General features: G+C 42.2%; 15 protein-coding genes. 3 read left to right on the top strand and 12 right to left on the bottom strand.

What is annotated here, in order from left to right; genetic code table 11:
• Positions 1–4 precede the first annotated feature (4 nt).
• From ftsY to rnc, 5 genes are read right to left on the bottom strand one after another with little or no spacing between them, the layout of a single operon-like run.
• Positions 5–1,651 carry a signal recognition particle-docking protein FtsY gene (gene ftsY, locus HMPREF2926_RS07270; RefSeq protein ID WP_070587104.1) on the bottom strand — a complete coding sequence of 549 codons (1,647 nt, stop codon included), beginning with the start codon at positions 1,649–1,651 and terminating at the stop codon, positions 5–7.
• Positions 1,652–2,473 (bottom strand): Cof-type HAD-IIB family hydrolase, encoded by an 822-nt coding sequence (locus HMPREF2926_RS07265; RefSeq protein ID WP_070587102.1) that lies wholly within the window; start codon positions 2,471–2,473, stop codon positions 1,652–1,654.
• The gene (locus tag HMPREF2926_RS07260) at positions 2,470–3,276 is read right to left on the bottom strand and encodes a Cof-type HAD-IIB family hydrolase (RefSeq protein ID WP_070587100.1); all 807 of its coding nucleotides are present in this window, start codon (positions 3,274–3,276) and stop codon (positions 2,470–2,472) included. Before HMPREF2926_RS07260 ends, HMPREF2926_RS07265 begins: the two co-directional genes overlap by 4 nt.
• On the bottom strand, positions 3,266–6,802 hold the full coding sequence (smc, locus tag HMPREF2926_RS07255) for a chromosome segregation protein SMC (RefSeq protein WP_070587099.1): 3,537 nt from the start codon (positions 6,800–6,802) through the stop codon (positions 3,266–3,268). Before smc ends, HMPREF2926_RS07260 begins: the two co-directional genes overlap by 11 nt.
• On the bottom strand, positions 6,793–7,494 hold the full coding sequence (rnc, locus tag HMPREF2926_RS07250) for a ribonuclease III (protein WP_049515382.1): 702 nt from the start codon (positions 7,492–7,494) through the stop codon (positions 6,793–6,795). The genes smc and rnc overlap by 10 nt, the downstream gene beginning before the upstream one ends.
• Before the next feature lie 303 nt (positions 7,495–7,797).
• Here rnc and HMPREF2926_RS07245 point away from each other — a divergent pair, with 303 nt between their 5' ends.
• Complete coding sequence (locus tag HMPREF2926_RS07245; RefSeq protein ID WP_070466321.1) at positions 7,798–8,322, top strand: hypothetical protein; 525 nt, start codon at positions 7,798–7,800, stop codon at positions 8,320–8,322.
• Positions 8,323–8,353: 31 nt separating this feature from the next.
• Here HMPREF2926_RS07245 and HMPREF2926_RS11205 read toward each other — a convergent pair whose 3' ends face one another.
• Complete coding sequence (locus HMPREF2926_RS11205; RefSeq protein WP_173018772.1) at positions 8,354–8,497, bottom strand: hypothetical protein; 144 nt, start codon at positions 8,495–8,497, stop codon at positions 8,354–8,356.
• 14 nt (positions 8,498–8,511) lie between these two features.
• Positions 8,512–8,685, bottom strand: a complete 174-nt coding sequence (locus HMPREF2926_RS10685) for a helix-turn-helix domain-containing protein (RefSeq protein WP_049497373.1) — start codon at positions 8,683–8,685, stop codon at positions 8,512–8,514.
• Positions 8,686–8,843: 158 nt separating this feature from the next.
• On the opposite strand from HMPREF2926_RS10685, the gene HMPREF2926_RS07240 reads away from it, so the two are divergent.
• Together HMPREF2926_RS07240 and HMPREF2926_RS07235 are read left to right on the top strand one after the other, a co-directional pair.
• Positions 8,844–9,062: a hypothetical protein gene (locus tag HMPREF2926_RS07240; RefSeq protein ID WP_049497371.1), complete on the top strand. Its 219-nt coding sequence runs from the start codon at positions 8,844–8,846 to the stop codon at positions 9,060–9,062.
• Positions 9,063–9,250: 188 nt separating this feature from the next.
• Positions 9,251–9,901 carry a hypothetical protein gene (locus HMPREF2926_RS07235; protein WP_070587098.1) on the top strand — a complete coding sequence of 217 codons (651 nt, stop codon included), beginning with the start codon at positions 9,251–9,253 and terminating at the stop codon, positions 9,899–9,901.
• Positions 9,902–10,181: 280 nt separating this feature from the next.
• Here HMPREF2926_RS07235 and HMPREF2926_RS07230 read toward each other — a convergent pair whose 3' ends face one another.
• The 5 genes from HMPREF2926_RS07230 to yycF all read right to left on the bottom strand — a co-directional run bounded on the left by HMPREF2926_RS07230 (position 10,182) and on the right by yycF (position 14,159).
• Positions 10,182–10,568, bottom strand: a complete 387-nt coding sequence (locus HMPREF2926_RS07230; RefSeq protein WP_070466325.1) for a YbaN family protein — start codon at positions 10,566–10,568, stop codon at positions 10,182–10,184.
• Between the two features lie 33 nt (positions 10,569–10,601).
• Positions 10,602–11,147 (bottom strand): putative periplasmic lipoprotein, encoded by a 546-nt coding sequence (locus HMPREF2926_RS07225; protein WP_070466327.1) that lies wholly within the window; start codon positions 11,145–11,147, stop codon positions 10,602–10,604.
• 148 nt (positions 11,148–11,295) lie between these two features.
• The gene (locus tag HMPREF2926_RS07220; protein WP_023918725.1) at positions 11,296–12,105 is read right to left on the bottom strand and encodes an MBL fold metallo-hydrolase; all 810 of its coding nucleotides are present in this window, start codon (positions 12,103–12,105) and stop codon (positions 11,296–11,298) included.
• 7 nt (positions 12,106–12,112) lie between these two features.
• Positions 12,113–13,465 (bottom strand): cell wall metabolism sensor histidine kinase VicK, encoded by a 1,353-nt coding sequence (gene vicK / locus HMPREF2926_RS07215; protein WP_031573918.1) that lies wholly within the window; start codon positions 13,463–13,465, stop codon positions 12,113–12,115.
• Positions 13,458–14,159, bottom strand: coding sequence for a response regulator YycF (gene yycF / locus HMPREF2926_RS07210; RefSeq protein ID WP_003008151.1), 702 nt, complete (start codon positions 14,157–14,159; stop codon positions 13,458–13,460). The genes vicK and yycF overlap by 8 nt, the downstream gene beginning before the upstream one ends.
• Positions 14,160–14,476: the final 317 nt, after the last annotated feature.

The following is a 14,476-nucleotide window of genomic DNA, read 5'->3' as shown; positions in this document are numbered from 1 at the left end:
ACTCTTAAATCAAGCCTTCCAAGAGGCCTCTCATGAAGTTTTCTGAGTGGAATGGTCCGATGTCATCAATCTTTTCTCCGAATCCAATCAACTTCACTGGGATATCCAACTCTTCTCGAATCGCAAGGACGACCCCACCTCGAGCCGTTCCATCGATCTTGGTCAATACAATTCCTGTCACAGGTGTAATTTTTGAAAATTCTTTAGCTTGCACCAAGGCATTTTGACCGGTTGATGCATCGAGGGCCAGCAAGGTTTCATGCGGTGCATCGGGTACAACACGTTTGATAATCCGGCCGATTTTTTCAAGCTCCGCCATGAGGTTGTCCTTGTTTTGCAGACGACCAGCTGTATCAATCATCAGAACATCAATGTTTTCAGCGATCGCGCGTTCCATTCCATCAAATACGACGCTGGCAGGATCTGATTTTTCAGGACCTGTCACAACAGGAACATCTACGCGGCGTCCCCATTCTGCCAGTTGAGCTACTGCTCCTGCACGGAAAGTATCTGCTGCAACCAGCATGACTTTCTTGCCTTCTTGTTTGTAGCGGTGGGCTAACTTCCCGATAGATGTTGTTTTACCAACTCCATTGACCCCAACAAAGAGCATGACCGTAAGACCATCTTGAAAACGAATGGCTTCATTAAATTGGCCATCCTTTTCATACAAGTCCACCAATTTTTCGATGATCACGCGCTTGAGAGCATCTGGTTTTTTGGCATTTTCCAAACGGGCTTCATAACGCAGCTCTTCGGTTAAATTAGAGGCCACTTGAACCCCAACGTCACTCATGATCAAGAGTTCTTCCAATTCTTCAAAGAATTCTTCATCAACTGAACGGAAATTGGCAAAGAAGGCATTGAGGCGTGCTCCAAATCCAGTCCGTGTCTTTTTCAAGCTACGATCGTATTTTTCCTGAATGTTTTCTTGCTCTGGCTCAACCTCATCTGGAATTGGCTCCTCTGCCTCTTCAACAGTTCTTTCCTCAACGGTTGATGCAGCTTCTCCTTGAGGAATTCTGGACTCGGCTTCTGCCACTTCTGAAGTTTCCTCCACTTGAGCAATCGCTTCTGATACTTCAGGTTCTGGGACCTCATCCTGAGCTTCTACTAGTTCTGGAACCTCCTCTTCTGTCGTGCTCCCTTCTACTAGCTCAGCATCAGATGATGGAGAGGCAATTGGTGACTCTTCTTTCCTTTCTGAACCATCAGCCCCATCTGCTTCCTCACCATTTTCAGTTTCTTCCGCTTCTTCAAGAGGCTCAGTCTCCGTTTCATCAGCTAGTGGTGAAACTTCTTCAGGACTTGCTTCTGTTTGAACAGGTTCAAAAACAACTGGAGACTCCTCTACTGGTACTTGGTCTTCATTAGTCTCTGATGTCACTTTTTCTTCTACAAGAGGTTCCTCTGCCGGCTCTTCTTGAGCGAGGGTTGAAACAGGTTGATGAGTGGCTGCAATTCGCGCTTTGAGCTCTTGGTAATAAGCCTCCATATCTGCAATTTTTTGCTCTTCCTTGTCATTTAAGGTAGCCGCCGGCTCCTCTTTGACAGTTTCTTCAACCTCCGTACTTTCCGTCACTTCTTCCGAAGACGGAAGCACTTTTTCAGTTTCTTCTTTTTTTCCAAATAAACGATCAAATAATCCCATTTATTCACTCTCCTTTAGCACATAATTTTCAATCGCCCATGCGACGGCATCTTGGTCATTTGTCACAGGGGCCACAAGCGCTGCAACTTCCTTCACTGCTGGAATCGCATTGCCCATGGCAACCCCCAGTCCAGCCCATTGTATCATAGACAGGTCATTGGCTTCATCTCCACAGGCCATGACTTGATCTGCCTTAAGACCCAAAATAGAAGCCAGCGCCTCTAAACCTGTCGCCTTGTGAACATTTTTGGGGCACCATTCCAGCAACATTTCCCGAGATTTAAAAATTTCATAGTCTTGAAATAAGTCCGGCTTGATCTCCTTGATCGCTGCATCTAAAAAGTCTTGATCAACGGCTGTCACACACTTGTTGTAGGAAATCGTGGATGGCAGGTCTTTAAAATCTGTCTCAATAAAGTTCAGGTAGGGATTGTAAAGGGAATAGAGAGACTTTCGATCTGCATGAATCTCATAAACCCTTCCCTCACTGATAGCATCCAGCGGAAGGCCTAGACGAGCTGTTTCAGCATGAATGGTTGCGACATCTTCTGGCGCCAAGACAACTTTTGAGAGGATTTCTCCATTATTTCGCTGCACTAGACCACCGTTGAAGGTAATCGTATACTCTTCTTTGAGGCCTGCTGTTCCCAATTCTTCCAAAAGAAAATCCATGGCTTTCAAGGGGCGACCAGTGGTTAGAACCACCTTGACACCTTGGGCCTGTGCAGCAGCGAGGGCTGCTCTATTGCGAGAGGAGATCTTTTTTTCAGAATTGAGAAGGGTCCCATCTAAATCCAGCGCAATCAAGGAAATCTTACTCATACAATCTCCTCCATATAGCGGAGGACAGAACCCGTCGCATGGTGGCCGATGACTGTTTCAGCAATCGCTAAGATTTCAGGACGTGCATTTTCTGGCGCTACAGGATGGCCCACGACTTGCATCATATGGAGGTCATTTAGGTTATCTCCAAAAGCCATCACCTGATCCATCGAGATCCCTAGTTTATCCGCTAAGGCGGTAATGGCCACTCCCTTATCGACATAATCGAGGACAATATCAATCGATTCAAAACCTGTCGTCATCGCTTTGACACCTGGGATATTCTCAGTGACCCATTGTTCACCTTCTAATACCAGAGCTGCATCAAAGTTGGTGGTCAATTTGAAGATTTCATCCTGAATATCTGCTAGGCTTTGCACTTTTTGAATGTTTTCATTGTAGTGCTGACTCAAGGCCAGATAGTCGGGATCTACTGTTTCTAAGACATAGCTTCCTTTTTTCCCAGTCAAAAGCAATTTATTCGGGTCTGCATAAGGGGAAGCTTTCAAAGCCTCAAAAACACTCAAATAAAAGTTTTTGGACATGGTCGCTTCGTAGAGATCTTCTCCATGAAATTCTACCACGCTACCATTTTCAGCAATGAAAATCATCTGGTCCTCAAATCCTTTAAAGAGGGATTTGAGTGAAAGGAGGGCACGGCCACTTGCAGCAGCAAAATAGATGCCTTTTTCTTTGCAGCTTGCTAATACCTTGCGTAAAAGGTCTTGATCGTACTGATGTTGGTCATTTAGAAAGGTTCCATCCATATCCGTAGCGATCAATTTAATATCATTATTCTTCATTTTCTAAGTCTTTCAATTTTACTGAGACGATTTTAGAAACCCCAGATTCCTGCATGGTCACCCCATAGATGGAATCTGCAGCCGACATAGTTCCCTTCCGGTGCGTCACGACAATAAATTGGCTTTCCTTATCAAAGCGGTTCAGATAATCCCCAAAGCGCTTGACATTGGCCTCATCTAGGGCAGCCTCTACCTCATCCAGAATGACAAATGGAATGGTCTTGACACGAATAATCGAGAACAAGAGAGCCAAGGCAGACAAGGCCTTTTCTCCACCACTCATAAGGTTTAAGGATTGGATCTTTTTACCAGGTGGCTGCACAGAAATCTCAACACCAGCTGTCAGAAGATCTGGCTCTGTCAGAATCAAATCAGCAGAACCCCCACCAAACATTTGACGGAAAGTGACTTTAAAGGATTCACGAATGGCTTCAAAAGTTGATTTAAAACGTTCCTTGACTTCGTCATTCATGTCGTTAATGGTAGACAGAAGCATATTTTTCGCAGCCAAGACATCCTCGCGCTGGCTGGAAAGGAAATCAAAGCGCCCCTTCACCTCATCGTACTGCTCGATCGCATCCACATTGACTGGACCAAGTGCCTTAATATCTTTTTCGATGCTCTTGAGCTGGTTTTCAGCTGCAGCAAGATTTTCAACAGGTTTGGCCTGCTCTTTGGCTTGGTCAAAGCTTTGCATGAATTCATCGGTAATTTGCGTTAAGAGCTTGTTCAAACGATCCGCATGCTTTTCACGTGTCGCTTCAGCCTTGGCTTGTTGACGAATCCACTCTTCGTTTTTCTTGCGCGCTTGTTCCATCTGTTCAGCAACATCTTCGGCCTGGCCTTCCAAATCATCCAGCTCAAAGCGTTTCCGAATGACTCCTTGTTCCAAGTCCGTTTTCTTGGCTTGTGCCTGTGCCAATTGATTGGCTAGTTGCTCCACATCCACCGTCTGAACTTGGGCCTCGCCTTGTTCAATCAGCAATTGTAACTGATGCTCTTCTACTTCCAACTGGGAGATCGTTTCTTCCAAGCGACGAGCATCTGTTTGCTCATAGCTTTGTTGGCTCTTACATTCCGTCTGTTGAAGTCGCAATTCTGCCAATTGCTCTTGCAGGTTTTGCACTTTTTGTTGCAGAACATCTTTGTCCGACTTCATGGTTTCAATGTCGCGATTCAAATTTTCTTTTTGAAGCTCAATTTTTGCCAATTGCTCAGTAAGGGATTCCAGCTCTTCTTGGAGAGACTGGGTCGCATCTGTTGCCAATTCTGACTTCAAAGCTTCTAAGAGTTCCTGAATTTCTTTCAGTTGCTCTTGGCTTTGTTGGTAGGCCAATTGGGCCCGCTGTTGCTCCAGACGCGCTTGCTCACCCTGGCTTTGAATAGAAGCCAAGTATTCTTGCGCCTGCTTGAGCAGATTGTCCTTGGCCTCAACCTCCTGCTCTGCTTCTCTTAAACGAGCATCCAGAGCTTGCATTTCCTGCTTCAAACTATCCAATTCTGGTTTGACAAAGACCGTATTTTGGGAGCGATTGGCACCACCGGCATACGATCCTCCGGTCCGCAATTCGGTCCCATCCAAGGTCACCATACGAACTTGATAGTTGACTTTACGAGCCGCCTCACGCGCATGCTCCGTCGTGTCAAAGATGGCCGTTACGCCAAGCAGGTTTTGGAAAATCTGTTCAAACCGATGCTCATAGGTCACTAAGTCACTCGCAATTCCTAGAAATCCTGCACTGGCTTGAATCAATTCCAGATTCCGAGGGGATAGTTGACGGGCTTTGATGGTCGTTAGCGGAAGGAAAGTTGCCCGTCCCAAGCGATTGCGTTTCAAGAAATCGATCGCTCGCGTTGCAGCCTTTTCATCCTCGACAATGATCTGTTGGCTGCTAGCTCCCAGAGCAATTTCAAGCGCTGTCTGGTAGTCTTTTGAGAAACTCAAATTCTCACTAACAGCCCCACAGATGCCTCCTAACCGTTCTGCTTCTTGCAAAACGCTCTTGACGCCTGCATAGAAGTTACTATGATTCTTCTGAATAGCTTCCAAGCTATTAATCCGCGCCCGCTTATTCTTGCTCTCATCCATCAAGTCAAACATGGTAGTTTGAGCCTCTTGGTAGGCAGCTTTGGCCTGCTCCACTTTTACCAATTGATCTTGGTATTCTACTAATAGACCTTTGACCGTCGCTTGTGCCTGATCCAACTCTTCCAATTGTCGAACTTCTTTTTCCTTGGCAGCTTCAAAATTGGATTGCGCCTTGGTCAAGTCCTCTTGACGATGACTAGATTCTTGTAGGAGTGCTTGGATCCGGCTCTCAATAGCTGTCCGCTCATTAGATTTTTCAGCCTCCATCTGCAAGAGCGCGACATACTGCTCACGTAGATGCTCAATGACTTGTTCCGGATCTTCTTCATAGTTGGCTAATTCTTTTTCCAACTCTTCTTGTTGCTGACGGTTCTCTGCCAGTCTTTGTTGAAGCACAGCTAGCTTCTCTTGTTTTTGAGCCAGCTCTTTTTTTGCTTCTTCCAGACGGGCCAAAACAGCATCCAGCCGCTCAAGATTTTCCCTGCGACTATGGGCTGCTTGACTCGATTGCAACTTAGCGACTTCGATTTGCTTTTCCAAATCACTGATCAAACGAGTGACCTCTAGCAAACTTGCCTGGTCCTCAGCTAGACTTGCATCCAACTGATGGCGGGCTTTCTTAATGCGCAAGTTATCCTCTTCCAAGACCTGACGACGTTGGTAATAAGAGGCCAACTGTTCTTGAATGGCTTTTTCTTCTTGATCAGCCTTTTCATAGAGATCCTTTGTCAGATCTACTTGAGCGACCAAAACGTCCAGTAAGAGAACCTGGCGTTCTTGGTCTAATTCCAAGAAACGACGAGCAACCGTCGCTTGCTTTTCAAGAGGCTGGATTTGTCCTTCTAATTCATAGAGGATGTCTTCTAGACGGTCCAAATTCTCCTGGGTTTGGTTGAGTTTGGTCTCCGTTTCCTTGCGCCGCGTCTTAAATTTCAAGACACCGGCAGCTTCTTCAAAGATGGCCCGGCGTTCTTCCGGTTTGGAGTTAAAGATTTCCTCTACACGACCTTGGGAGATAATCGAGAAAGAATCCCGTCCTAATCCCGTATCCATGAACAAATCATGCACATCTCTGAGACGTACTTTCTTGCCATCGATCTTGTACTCGCTGTCACCCGAGCGATAAATATGGCGTTCGACCCGAATTTCTTTCCCCGCTTGTTGGATAAAACCATCCTGATTATCTAAGACAACCGTGACACAAGCATAATTCAGCGGTTTACGCGATTCTGTCCCTGCAAAGATGACATCGGGCATCTTGCCCCCACGTAGACTCTTGACACTGGATTCACCCAAGGCCCACCGTAGGCTCTCTGTGATATTTGATTTTCCAGATCCATTAGGCCCTACAACGGCAGTAACCCCTTTGTCAAATACGACCTTGGTCTTATCCGCAAAGGATTTGAAGCCTTGGATTTCAATCTCTTTTAGATACATGAGCCATCATTCCTCGTTTCAACTGCATTGCGGGCTGCTTCCTGTTCCGCTAATTTCTTGGAGCGACCATGACCGTGTCCTAGGGTTTTGCCGTTCACGAACACTTCCACTTCAAACTCCTTTGCATGAGCGGGACCAGACTCATTTACCACTTGGTACTGAATTTCCACATCCCCGTGAACCTGCAACAGTTCTTGCAAACGGGTCTTGTAGTCAATAACTTGGGAAAATTGACCCGTTTCCACCTTGGGAATCATGACCTGATAGACAAAGCGCTTGACCGCTTCCACACCTTGATCTAAGAGCAAGGCACCTAAAAAGGCTTCAAACAAATCGCCAAGAATCGTATCGCGGTCCCGACCGCCTGATTTTTCTTCGCCTTTGCCTAGTTTAATATAACGGTCAAATTGGCAATCCCGAGAAAAACCAGCCAAACTTTCTTCACGGACAATCATGGAACGGAATTTAGACAAATCTCCCTCAGGTCTGTTTGGGTGTTCCTTATACAAATATTCGGAAATAACTAATTGAAGAACAGCGTCTCCTAAAAATTCCAAACGTTCGTTATGTGAAATTTTTAAGAGGCGGTGCTCATTGGCATAAGAGGTGTGTGTAAAAGCTGTATCTAATAAACTGCTATCTGAAAAAACGATCTGAAACCGTTCCGATAACAGGGCTTGTAATTTCTCCATAGGAAGCCTACTTTCTAATAAATTCATACCTTTAAGTATACCAAAATTTTAATACGATTACCATTAGATATCCATTAGATACAGTTGATTGCTTTTGCTATATTTTAGGTGTATTTAAATATCGATCCAATAAGTTGAATATCACGTTTTGTAAGTTTGCTTCATGAATTTTAAGTTTCTTCAACTTTCGCATTTCTATATCTTACCAACTTAACGCACTTTTCTTATGGTAGGCTTTATTTCTTCACCTCCTTATTTTTTTACCCCTTTCTGATATAATAGTCACAGAAAGGAGGGCTTTATATGCCTTTTACTGAACTTGAAGTCCAAACTTGGACATTGTATACAACTGTAGTTATTGCTCTAGTAGGGTTCTTTTTTAACATTGTATCCCTTCATCGTACAAAGCGAGCCGAGGAAGATATGGCTAGGCCATATGTAAATGTCTTTGTCGATTTATTTGAAATAAAGGACCGACAAAGAGTTTATGTTATTAAAAATTTTGGTAAGACGCCTGCCTATATTACCGACATAACCGTCAATGGAGATCTAGGTATCTATAATCAGCATAATTTTAAATCTCTTATTGGAAACATGATTGCTCCTGGTCAAAAATTCACTTCTAATATTGAAGATGATTTTAAAGGATCATCGAAAATCACGATTTCATACAGAGATAACAATAGGAAAGTATACCAAGATACTTTTACACTGGATACAAATATAGGTTTGACTATGTCATACACTTTAAATGAATCTAACAAAACAGATGAGATTCCAAGTACTATAAGACAATCTACAATGGCGCTGTTACGTGCGTTTCGCTAATTTTAGTTCCATTGTCATAATGAACTACAGTTCAAACATCTCCACTTGTTTTAATATTGATATGTACTTTTTCATCGTCAAGCGTGTTGGCGATGATTTTATTTTTTGCGTCGATAGCATCATTAATATTATTTGCATAAATTTCATATACAATATCAACATTTGCATTAGCCATGTAATTTTCACCTCCTATCTAAATTCGTCCAAGCTGACCTCTAGTGCATCAGCTAATTTGCACATATTCGTCCAAGACATCTCTTTCAATTTTCCAGCCTTTAAGTTAGAAAAATTCGATTGAGAAATACCTGACTTTTTAGCTAGTCGATACACCGACCAGCCCCTTGATTTTAATTGTTGTTCAATCTTTTCCTACATTTTAAACACTATATGTTGTGTATGCGCAACATATTTAATCCTTTTTATCACTATATATTGAAAAACAAAAGCTTTTACATTATAATGTATCTTGGCTAAGGCCTCTCACAGTTTTAGTCAAGATTTCAATGGAAAGGAGAAACACTATGTCAAAATTACGACCTAGACCTCAAAAGAATTATCCTAACTATAACTGGGATGATTTAGATCGCACCATTCAAACAATTCTAAGCGATCCATTATATAAGGTTTGTCACATAGATCCATCGCTTTATGCAATTCCTAAAGATGAAATTATTTCCGAGTGCATAAGTGCAGGTTATACAGTTGAAGAATGTGAAGATGGAATTCTGAATATTTCGTGACTTGCCAAATTGGCTGCTTTTACTTCAAGAGCGCTAATTCTTGTTAGTAAGTCTATCGACACCTCGATAGGCTTTTTTCTTTTTCCGCTATACGGATATCGTTTAGGTTTCATTCTTTCACCTTCTTATTATTTAATTCCCTATCGTTATTTGGTATAATAAACTAAAAACGATTGGGGTTAGTATTTATGTCTGATAAAGTTTGTTTCATTATAAGCGCAATTGGGGAATCTGGTACTCCCACAAGAGAACGGGCTGACAAAGTATATAAATACCTTATTGCTCCAGTTTGCGAAGATTTAGGTTATAAACCGATTCGCGTTGACCATGTCAATGCAGTAGACAATATCAATGAAACGATTATAAACTACCTAAAAACTGCTCATATGGTTGTTGCGGATATGACAGAACACAATCCAAATGCATTTTACGAACTAGGTTTTAGACAAGCGCTAGAGCTTCCGCTTGAACCGATCATAGAATCTGGTGGAAAACTTCCTTTTGATGTCATCACGACCCGTACTACTTTTTATGATACAGATGTGTCAAGAATCGAAGAATCAAAAGTTGACCTCAAATCTAAAATGCAAAGTTTTGAAAACTTTAAAATGCCTATTAGCCGTCTTGACAAAGCTACAACTCTCGAATCTATTGATAAAAAGTTAAATCAAAAGTTAGATAAAATTTTATCATTGCTAGAACGTTCAGATTACAATCTGATCACATCTAATACTTTACGTTTTCGAGATTCTGATTATAAAGAAAATGGTCTTATTTTATCGAGCATTAAGGGTCTTGATCTTTTGCATCAAGAACACCACGAAGATAAAAATAGCTAGATCTTGTTGACGTTGTAATTCAATGATTTCTTCAAACCTTTTATTAATTAGTGTAACAGTCCTCAACACTTCATTGATGGCTGTTTTTTCTACTTCATTTGCCATTTTTTCTACACCTCTTTTTCAATTTTTGATTCAAGCGCTCGCAGTTCAATTTCGTGAGCAACGTTGGCCATTAATTTCATGCATTTGGCTTTTTCCTTCACTGTAAGTTTCAGATACCAAAAAAGAAGCACGAACGCACTTCTTTTCCTAGTTCTAGGTCCTGAATTCTCTATTTTTACTCAGGATGTTCTTCTGTTGGTTTTTCAGGCTTATTGGGGATCACTTTTAAGAGATAAAAGGTGATAAAAATCGTCAAAGTTCCTAAAGCGAGCTTCACCCAAATAATCGGGGCCAGATAGATGGAAATGCCCATCAGAATGTAGATCTGAAGAAGGATCCATTTCTTCCGTTCTTTGGCAATCGATTTGGTCTCTCGGTAATCCGCTACATAGGTTTGATAAAGCTTGGTTTGGTAGAGCCAAGTTTCAAAGCGTTTGGAACTTTTAGCAAAGCAGGCCATCGATAGCAGTAAAAAGGGAGTCGTCGGTAAAATCGGCAAAGGAATCCCAATAATTCCTAATCCCAAAGACACAAAACCAATCGTAAGATAAACAAGGCGCATTTACTTCTCCTTTGTATGTTTCTTTTTTCGTAATCACTCTACAGCATTCACATCTGACATTCGAAGTATCATCTTAGAAGGGTCTGACATTCCATCGACAATCTTCATTTGCTCCTCGTTCAATGGTAATAATATCATAGTTGCTGTATGAGAGGGTAATTCACCACTATCTTTGATGAAATAGCTAACCTTTTGATTCTCAAAAATAGTCTTGCTATCATAAGACCACGTAATTGAAAAATTCAAATCTTTCTTGATATCCACATCTGTCTTATTGACCAACATGAGCGCTGCTCTTCCTTCAGAAATAGCTCCCGTGAAGTAGAGCGCCATATTACCTTCACTTCCGAGTTCAGGATGTTCCTTGACCAATTTTTTTCCTAACTCAATTAGCTCAGATGTTTTACCTTCATACTGAGGTGCTACTACAAATTTCAAACCTTTTTCTTCTTTAGAAGACTCTGATACTTTTGTTTCCTTCGTCGTTTGATTGGAAGTCGACTCTTTCGTATCTTGCTTAGACTGACTACAAGCTGTTAAAGCAACCAAACTAGCCAGTAATAACATCATTTTTTTCATTTATTATTTCTCCTCTACTCTCGTGACTCTCACTCAGAATTCATTCTTTCCTATCATACACGAATTTTGGGTAAAGAGCAAATTCATTACTAGGTATAGATTTCCTCAAATAGGCATATAAAAAACCACCCACGGGTGGTTCTCTACCTTATATCTTCGTCAAAGGGGTCGCGGTATCTGGCGAGGTATCTAGCACCTCAAAATCATGGCCAACAGCTAGATCTGCTCGAGCCAGTTGATTCTCCATCGTCATATGGGCCAATTCTTTGATATTGTTCTCTTTTGACAAATGTCCCAGATAAATCTTCTTGGTGCGATTTCCCAAGGTTCGGATCATGGCATCCGCACCATCTTCGTTAGAAAGGTGGCCTAGGTCTGACAAGATCCGCTGCTTCAAGCGCCACGCATAAGAACCTGCTCGAAGGATCTCTACATCATGGTTGGACTCAATCAGATAGCCATCCGCATCCGCGACGATACCTGCCAAGCGATCACTCACATAGCCCGTATCCGTCAGCATGACGAAGCTTTTGCCATCCTTCATAAAGCGATAGAATTGAGGGGCAGCAGCATCGTGACTGACCCCAAAACTTTCGATATCGATATCGCCAAATGTCTTGGTCTTCCCCATTTCAAAGATGTGTTTTTGAGCATCATCGACCTTTCCTAGATACTTGGTGCCTTCCATAGCCTTCCAAGTTGCTTCATTAGCATATAGATCCATGCCATATTTCCGCGCTAAAACACCCACACCATGGATATGGTCTGAGTGTTCGTGCGTAATCAAAATGGCATCTAAGTCCTCTGGTTTGCGATCAATTTCAGCCAATAGTCCCGTAATCTTTTTCCCTGATAGCCCTGCATCAATAAGCAGTTTTTTCTTTGGTGTCTCAAGGTAGAAAGAATTCCCACTAGAACCTGAAGCTAAAATACTGTACTTAAATCCCTCTTCTGTCATTGACTCCTTATTCTTCCTCTTCTGTATCCCAGTCGTCTTTAATAGCATCTTTGTCGTACGGCAAGACAATGGTAAAAGTAGATCCCTTGCCATATTCACTCTTGGCCCAAATAAAGCCTTTGTGTTGCTTAACGATCTCCTTAGCAATGGCTAAGCCCAGACCAGTCCCACCTTGGGCCCGGCTTCGTGCCTTATCCACTCGGTAAAAGCGATCAAAAATACGTGGCAAGTCTTTCTTTGGAATCCCCAAGCCCTCATCTGAGATAGAGATAATCAACTGAGCATCTGTCGTTTTCATCCCTACCTTGATCTTTCCACCATCAGGTGAGTACTTGATGGCATTGTTCAAGATATTGTCTATCACCTGGGTCATTTTATCCGTATCAATTTCAACCCAAATTGGAGTGATCGGGTATTCACGAATCAGTTCATACTTCTTGGTATCTTCTTGCGATTGACTCTTGATCTTATCAAAGCGGTTCAAAATAAAGGTGATAAAGGCCGTAAAGTTGGTCAACTCGATGTCCAACTGACTAGTTTCATTGTCGATTCGTGACAAGCTCAATAGATCTGTGACCATGCGCATCATGCGGTTGGTTTCATTGAGTGAAACCTTGACAAAATCTGGTGCTACTGGCTCTGACAAAGCACCATCGTCAAGGGCTTCCAGATAGGATTTCACACTGGTCAAAGGAGTCCGTAATTCATGACTCACATTGGAGACAAAGAGGCGACGCTCCCGCTCTTCCTTGTCCTGCTCTGTCGTATCGTGCAAAACAGCTACCAGACCAGAAATAAAACCTGACTCGCGACGAATCAAAGCAAAGCGCACACGAAGACTTAAGTATTCCCCATTTTCATCTTGGGAATCAATGGTCAACTCTGGTACTTCTGTAATCAAGCTTCGTAGATCATAGTCATCTCCAAGTGAAAGCAAATCTAGAATACTGGTATTGAGCACCTCATCTGGATTAACATTCAATTGCTTGGCTGCCATTTCATTGACCATGATGATCTGACCGCGTCTGTTGGTCGCAAGCACCCCATCTGTCATATAAGAAAGGATACTGGTCAAACGCTTGGTTTCTTGTTCCAAGTTTTCATGCGTCAGGCGAATAACCTCCGACAGATCATTGATACTATTGGTCATATCCGTCAGTTCTGGACTTCCTTGCATGTCGACCACTTCGGAATAGTCCCCTGCAATCAGATCCTTAATTTTGGCGTTTAATTGTCTGAGCTTGATATTGTCCCTACGGTTTTCTAGCAAAAGCAAGGCTACCACAATGATAAACCCAACCGTAATCAGAACAAAGACAAAGTTCGACGACATTACAAATTGTTTTAGTTGATCAATCATTGTTTCTCATATAATATCCGACACCACGGCGGGTCAAGATATATTCTGGACGTCCCGGTGTGTCCTCGATTTTTTCACGCAAACGACGAACTGTCACGTCCACTGTCCGAACATCACCAAAGTAATCATAGCCCCACACCGTCTCAAGAAGGTGTTCACGGGTCATCACTTGACCGACATGGGTCGCAAGGTGATAGAGCAATTCAAATTCGCGATGGGTCAAGTCCAATTCTTTGTTGCCTTTTTGAACCAAGAAGGCATCTGGAAGAATGTGAAGATCACCAATGACAATTTCCGTATCGGCCTCATTTTCAAGCTGAGGATCAGCCGCAAACTCAGAACGACGCAACAGGGCTTTCACACGCGCTTGCAATTCCCGATTTGAGAAGGGTTTGGTGACATAGTCATCCGCACCGATTTCAAGCCCGATGACCTTATCAAATTCCGTATCCTTAGCAGATAGGACAATGATCGGCACATTGCTAGTCTTACGAATCGTACGCGCCACTTCCAAACCATCAATCTCTGGCAACATCAAATCTAGAATAATAATATCCGGATTCTCAGCCGCAAAGACCTCTAAAGCTTCCCGACCATCAAAGGCTGTCAATACCTCATAGCCTTCTTTTGCCATGTTAAATTTGATAATATCTGAAATTGGTTTTTCATCATCAACTACTAATATTTTTTTCATCTTACATACCTGTTTCTAATGCTACTTTTCCTTATCAATCTCTATCTTCTTATTATATCAAACTTATGAAGAAATGTGGAGTCTCAATTGCTGGACTTTCCAATAAGACAAAGCAAAAAAACTGAGATCATGAAATCTCAATCTTAGAAAATAAAGAAATAATTTTTATAAGATAAAATCAATTAGATCGATTTTAAAAAGTGTTATATATTCCTACTTGCTAGAGTTAATTAATCATCTATAGAAAACTTTCCGCTGTGAGAAAAGTGAGAGTGGGACAGAAATCATAGCCTCTTAATTGTTTTTGGATTGTCGAG

The sequence above is a fragment of the Streptococcus sp. HMSC078D09 genome, from assembly GCF_001813675.1.
Classification (GTDB): domain Bacteria; phylum Bacillota; class Bacilli; order Lactobacillales; family Streptococcaceae; genus Streptococcus.
Note: the sequence above shows the minus strand (reverse complement) of the source record. Positions and strands in the feature narration are given on the sequence as shown.

Coding starts and splice junctions, on each gene's coding strand:
- ftsY (WP_070587104.1), bottom strand. CDS start 1,651: ATGGGATTATTTGATCGTTTATTTGGAAAAAAAGAAGAAACTGAAAAA.
- HMPREF2926_RS07265 (WP_070587102.1), bottom strand. CDS start 2,473: ATGAGTAAGATTTCCTTGATTGCGCTGGATTTAGATGGGACCCTTCTC.
- HMPREF2926_RS07260 (WP_070587100.1), bottom strand. CDS start 3,276: ATGAAGAATAATGATATTAAATTGATCGCTACGGATATGGATGGAACC.
- smc (WP_070587099.1), bottom strand. CDS start 6,802: ATGTATCTAAAAGAGATTGAAATCCAAGGCTTCAAATCCTTTGCGGAT.
- rnc (WP_049515382.1), bottom strand. CDS start 7,494: ATGGAGAAATTACAAGCCCTGTTATCGGAACGGTTTCAGATCGTTTTT.
- HMPREF2926_RS07245 (WP_070466321.1), top strand. CDS start 7,798: ATGCCTTTTACTGAACTTGAAGTCCAAACTTGGACATTGTATACAACT.
- HMPREF2926_RS11205 (WP_173018772.1), bottom strand. CDS start 8,497: ATGGCTAATGCAAATGTTGATATTGTATATGAAATTTATGCAAATAAT.
- HMPREF2926_RS07240 (WP_049497371.1), top strand. CDS start 8,844: ATGTCAAAATTACGACCTAGACCTCAAAAGAATTATCCTAACTATAAC.
- HMPREF2926_RS07235 (WP_070587098.1), top strand. CDS start 9,251: ATGTCTGATAAAGTTTGTTTCATTATAAGCGCAATTGGGGAATCTGGT.
- HMPREF2926_RS07230 (WP_070466325.1), bottom strand. CDS start 10,568: ATGCGCCTTGTTTATCTTACGATTGGTTTTGTGTCTTTGGGATTAGGA.
- HMPREF2926_RS07225 (WP_070466327.1), bottom strand. CDS start 11,147: ATGAAAAAAATGATGTTATTACTGGCTAGTTTGGTTGCTTTAACAGCT.
- HMPREF2926_RS07220 (WP_023918725.1), bottom strand. CDS start 12,105: ATGACAGAAGAGGGATTTAAGTACAGTATTTTAGCTTCAGGTTCTAGT.
- vicK (WP_031573918.1), bottom strand. CDS start 13,465: ATGATTGATCAACTAAAACAATTTGTAATGTCGTCGAACTTTGTCTTT.
- yycF (WP_003008151.1), bottom strand. CDS start 14,159: ATGAAAAAAATATTAGTAGTTGATGATGAAAAACCAATTTCAGATATT.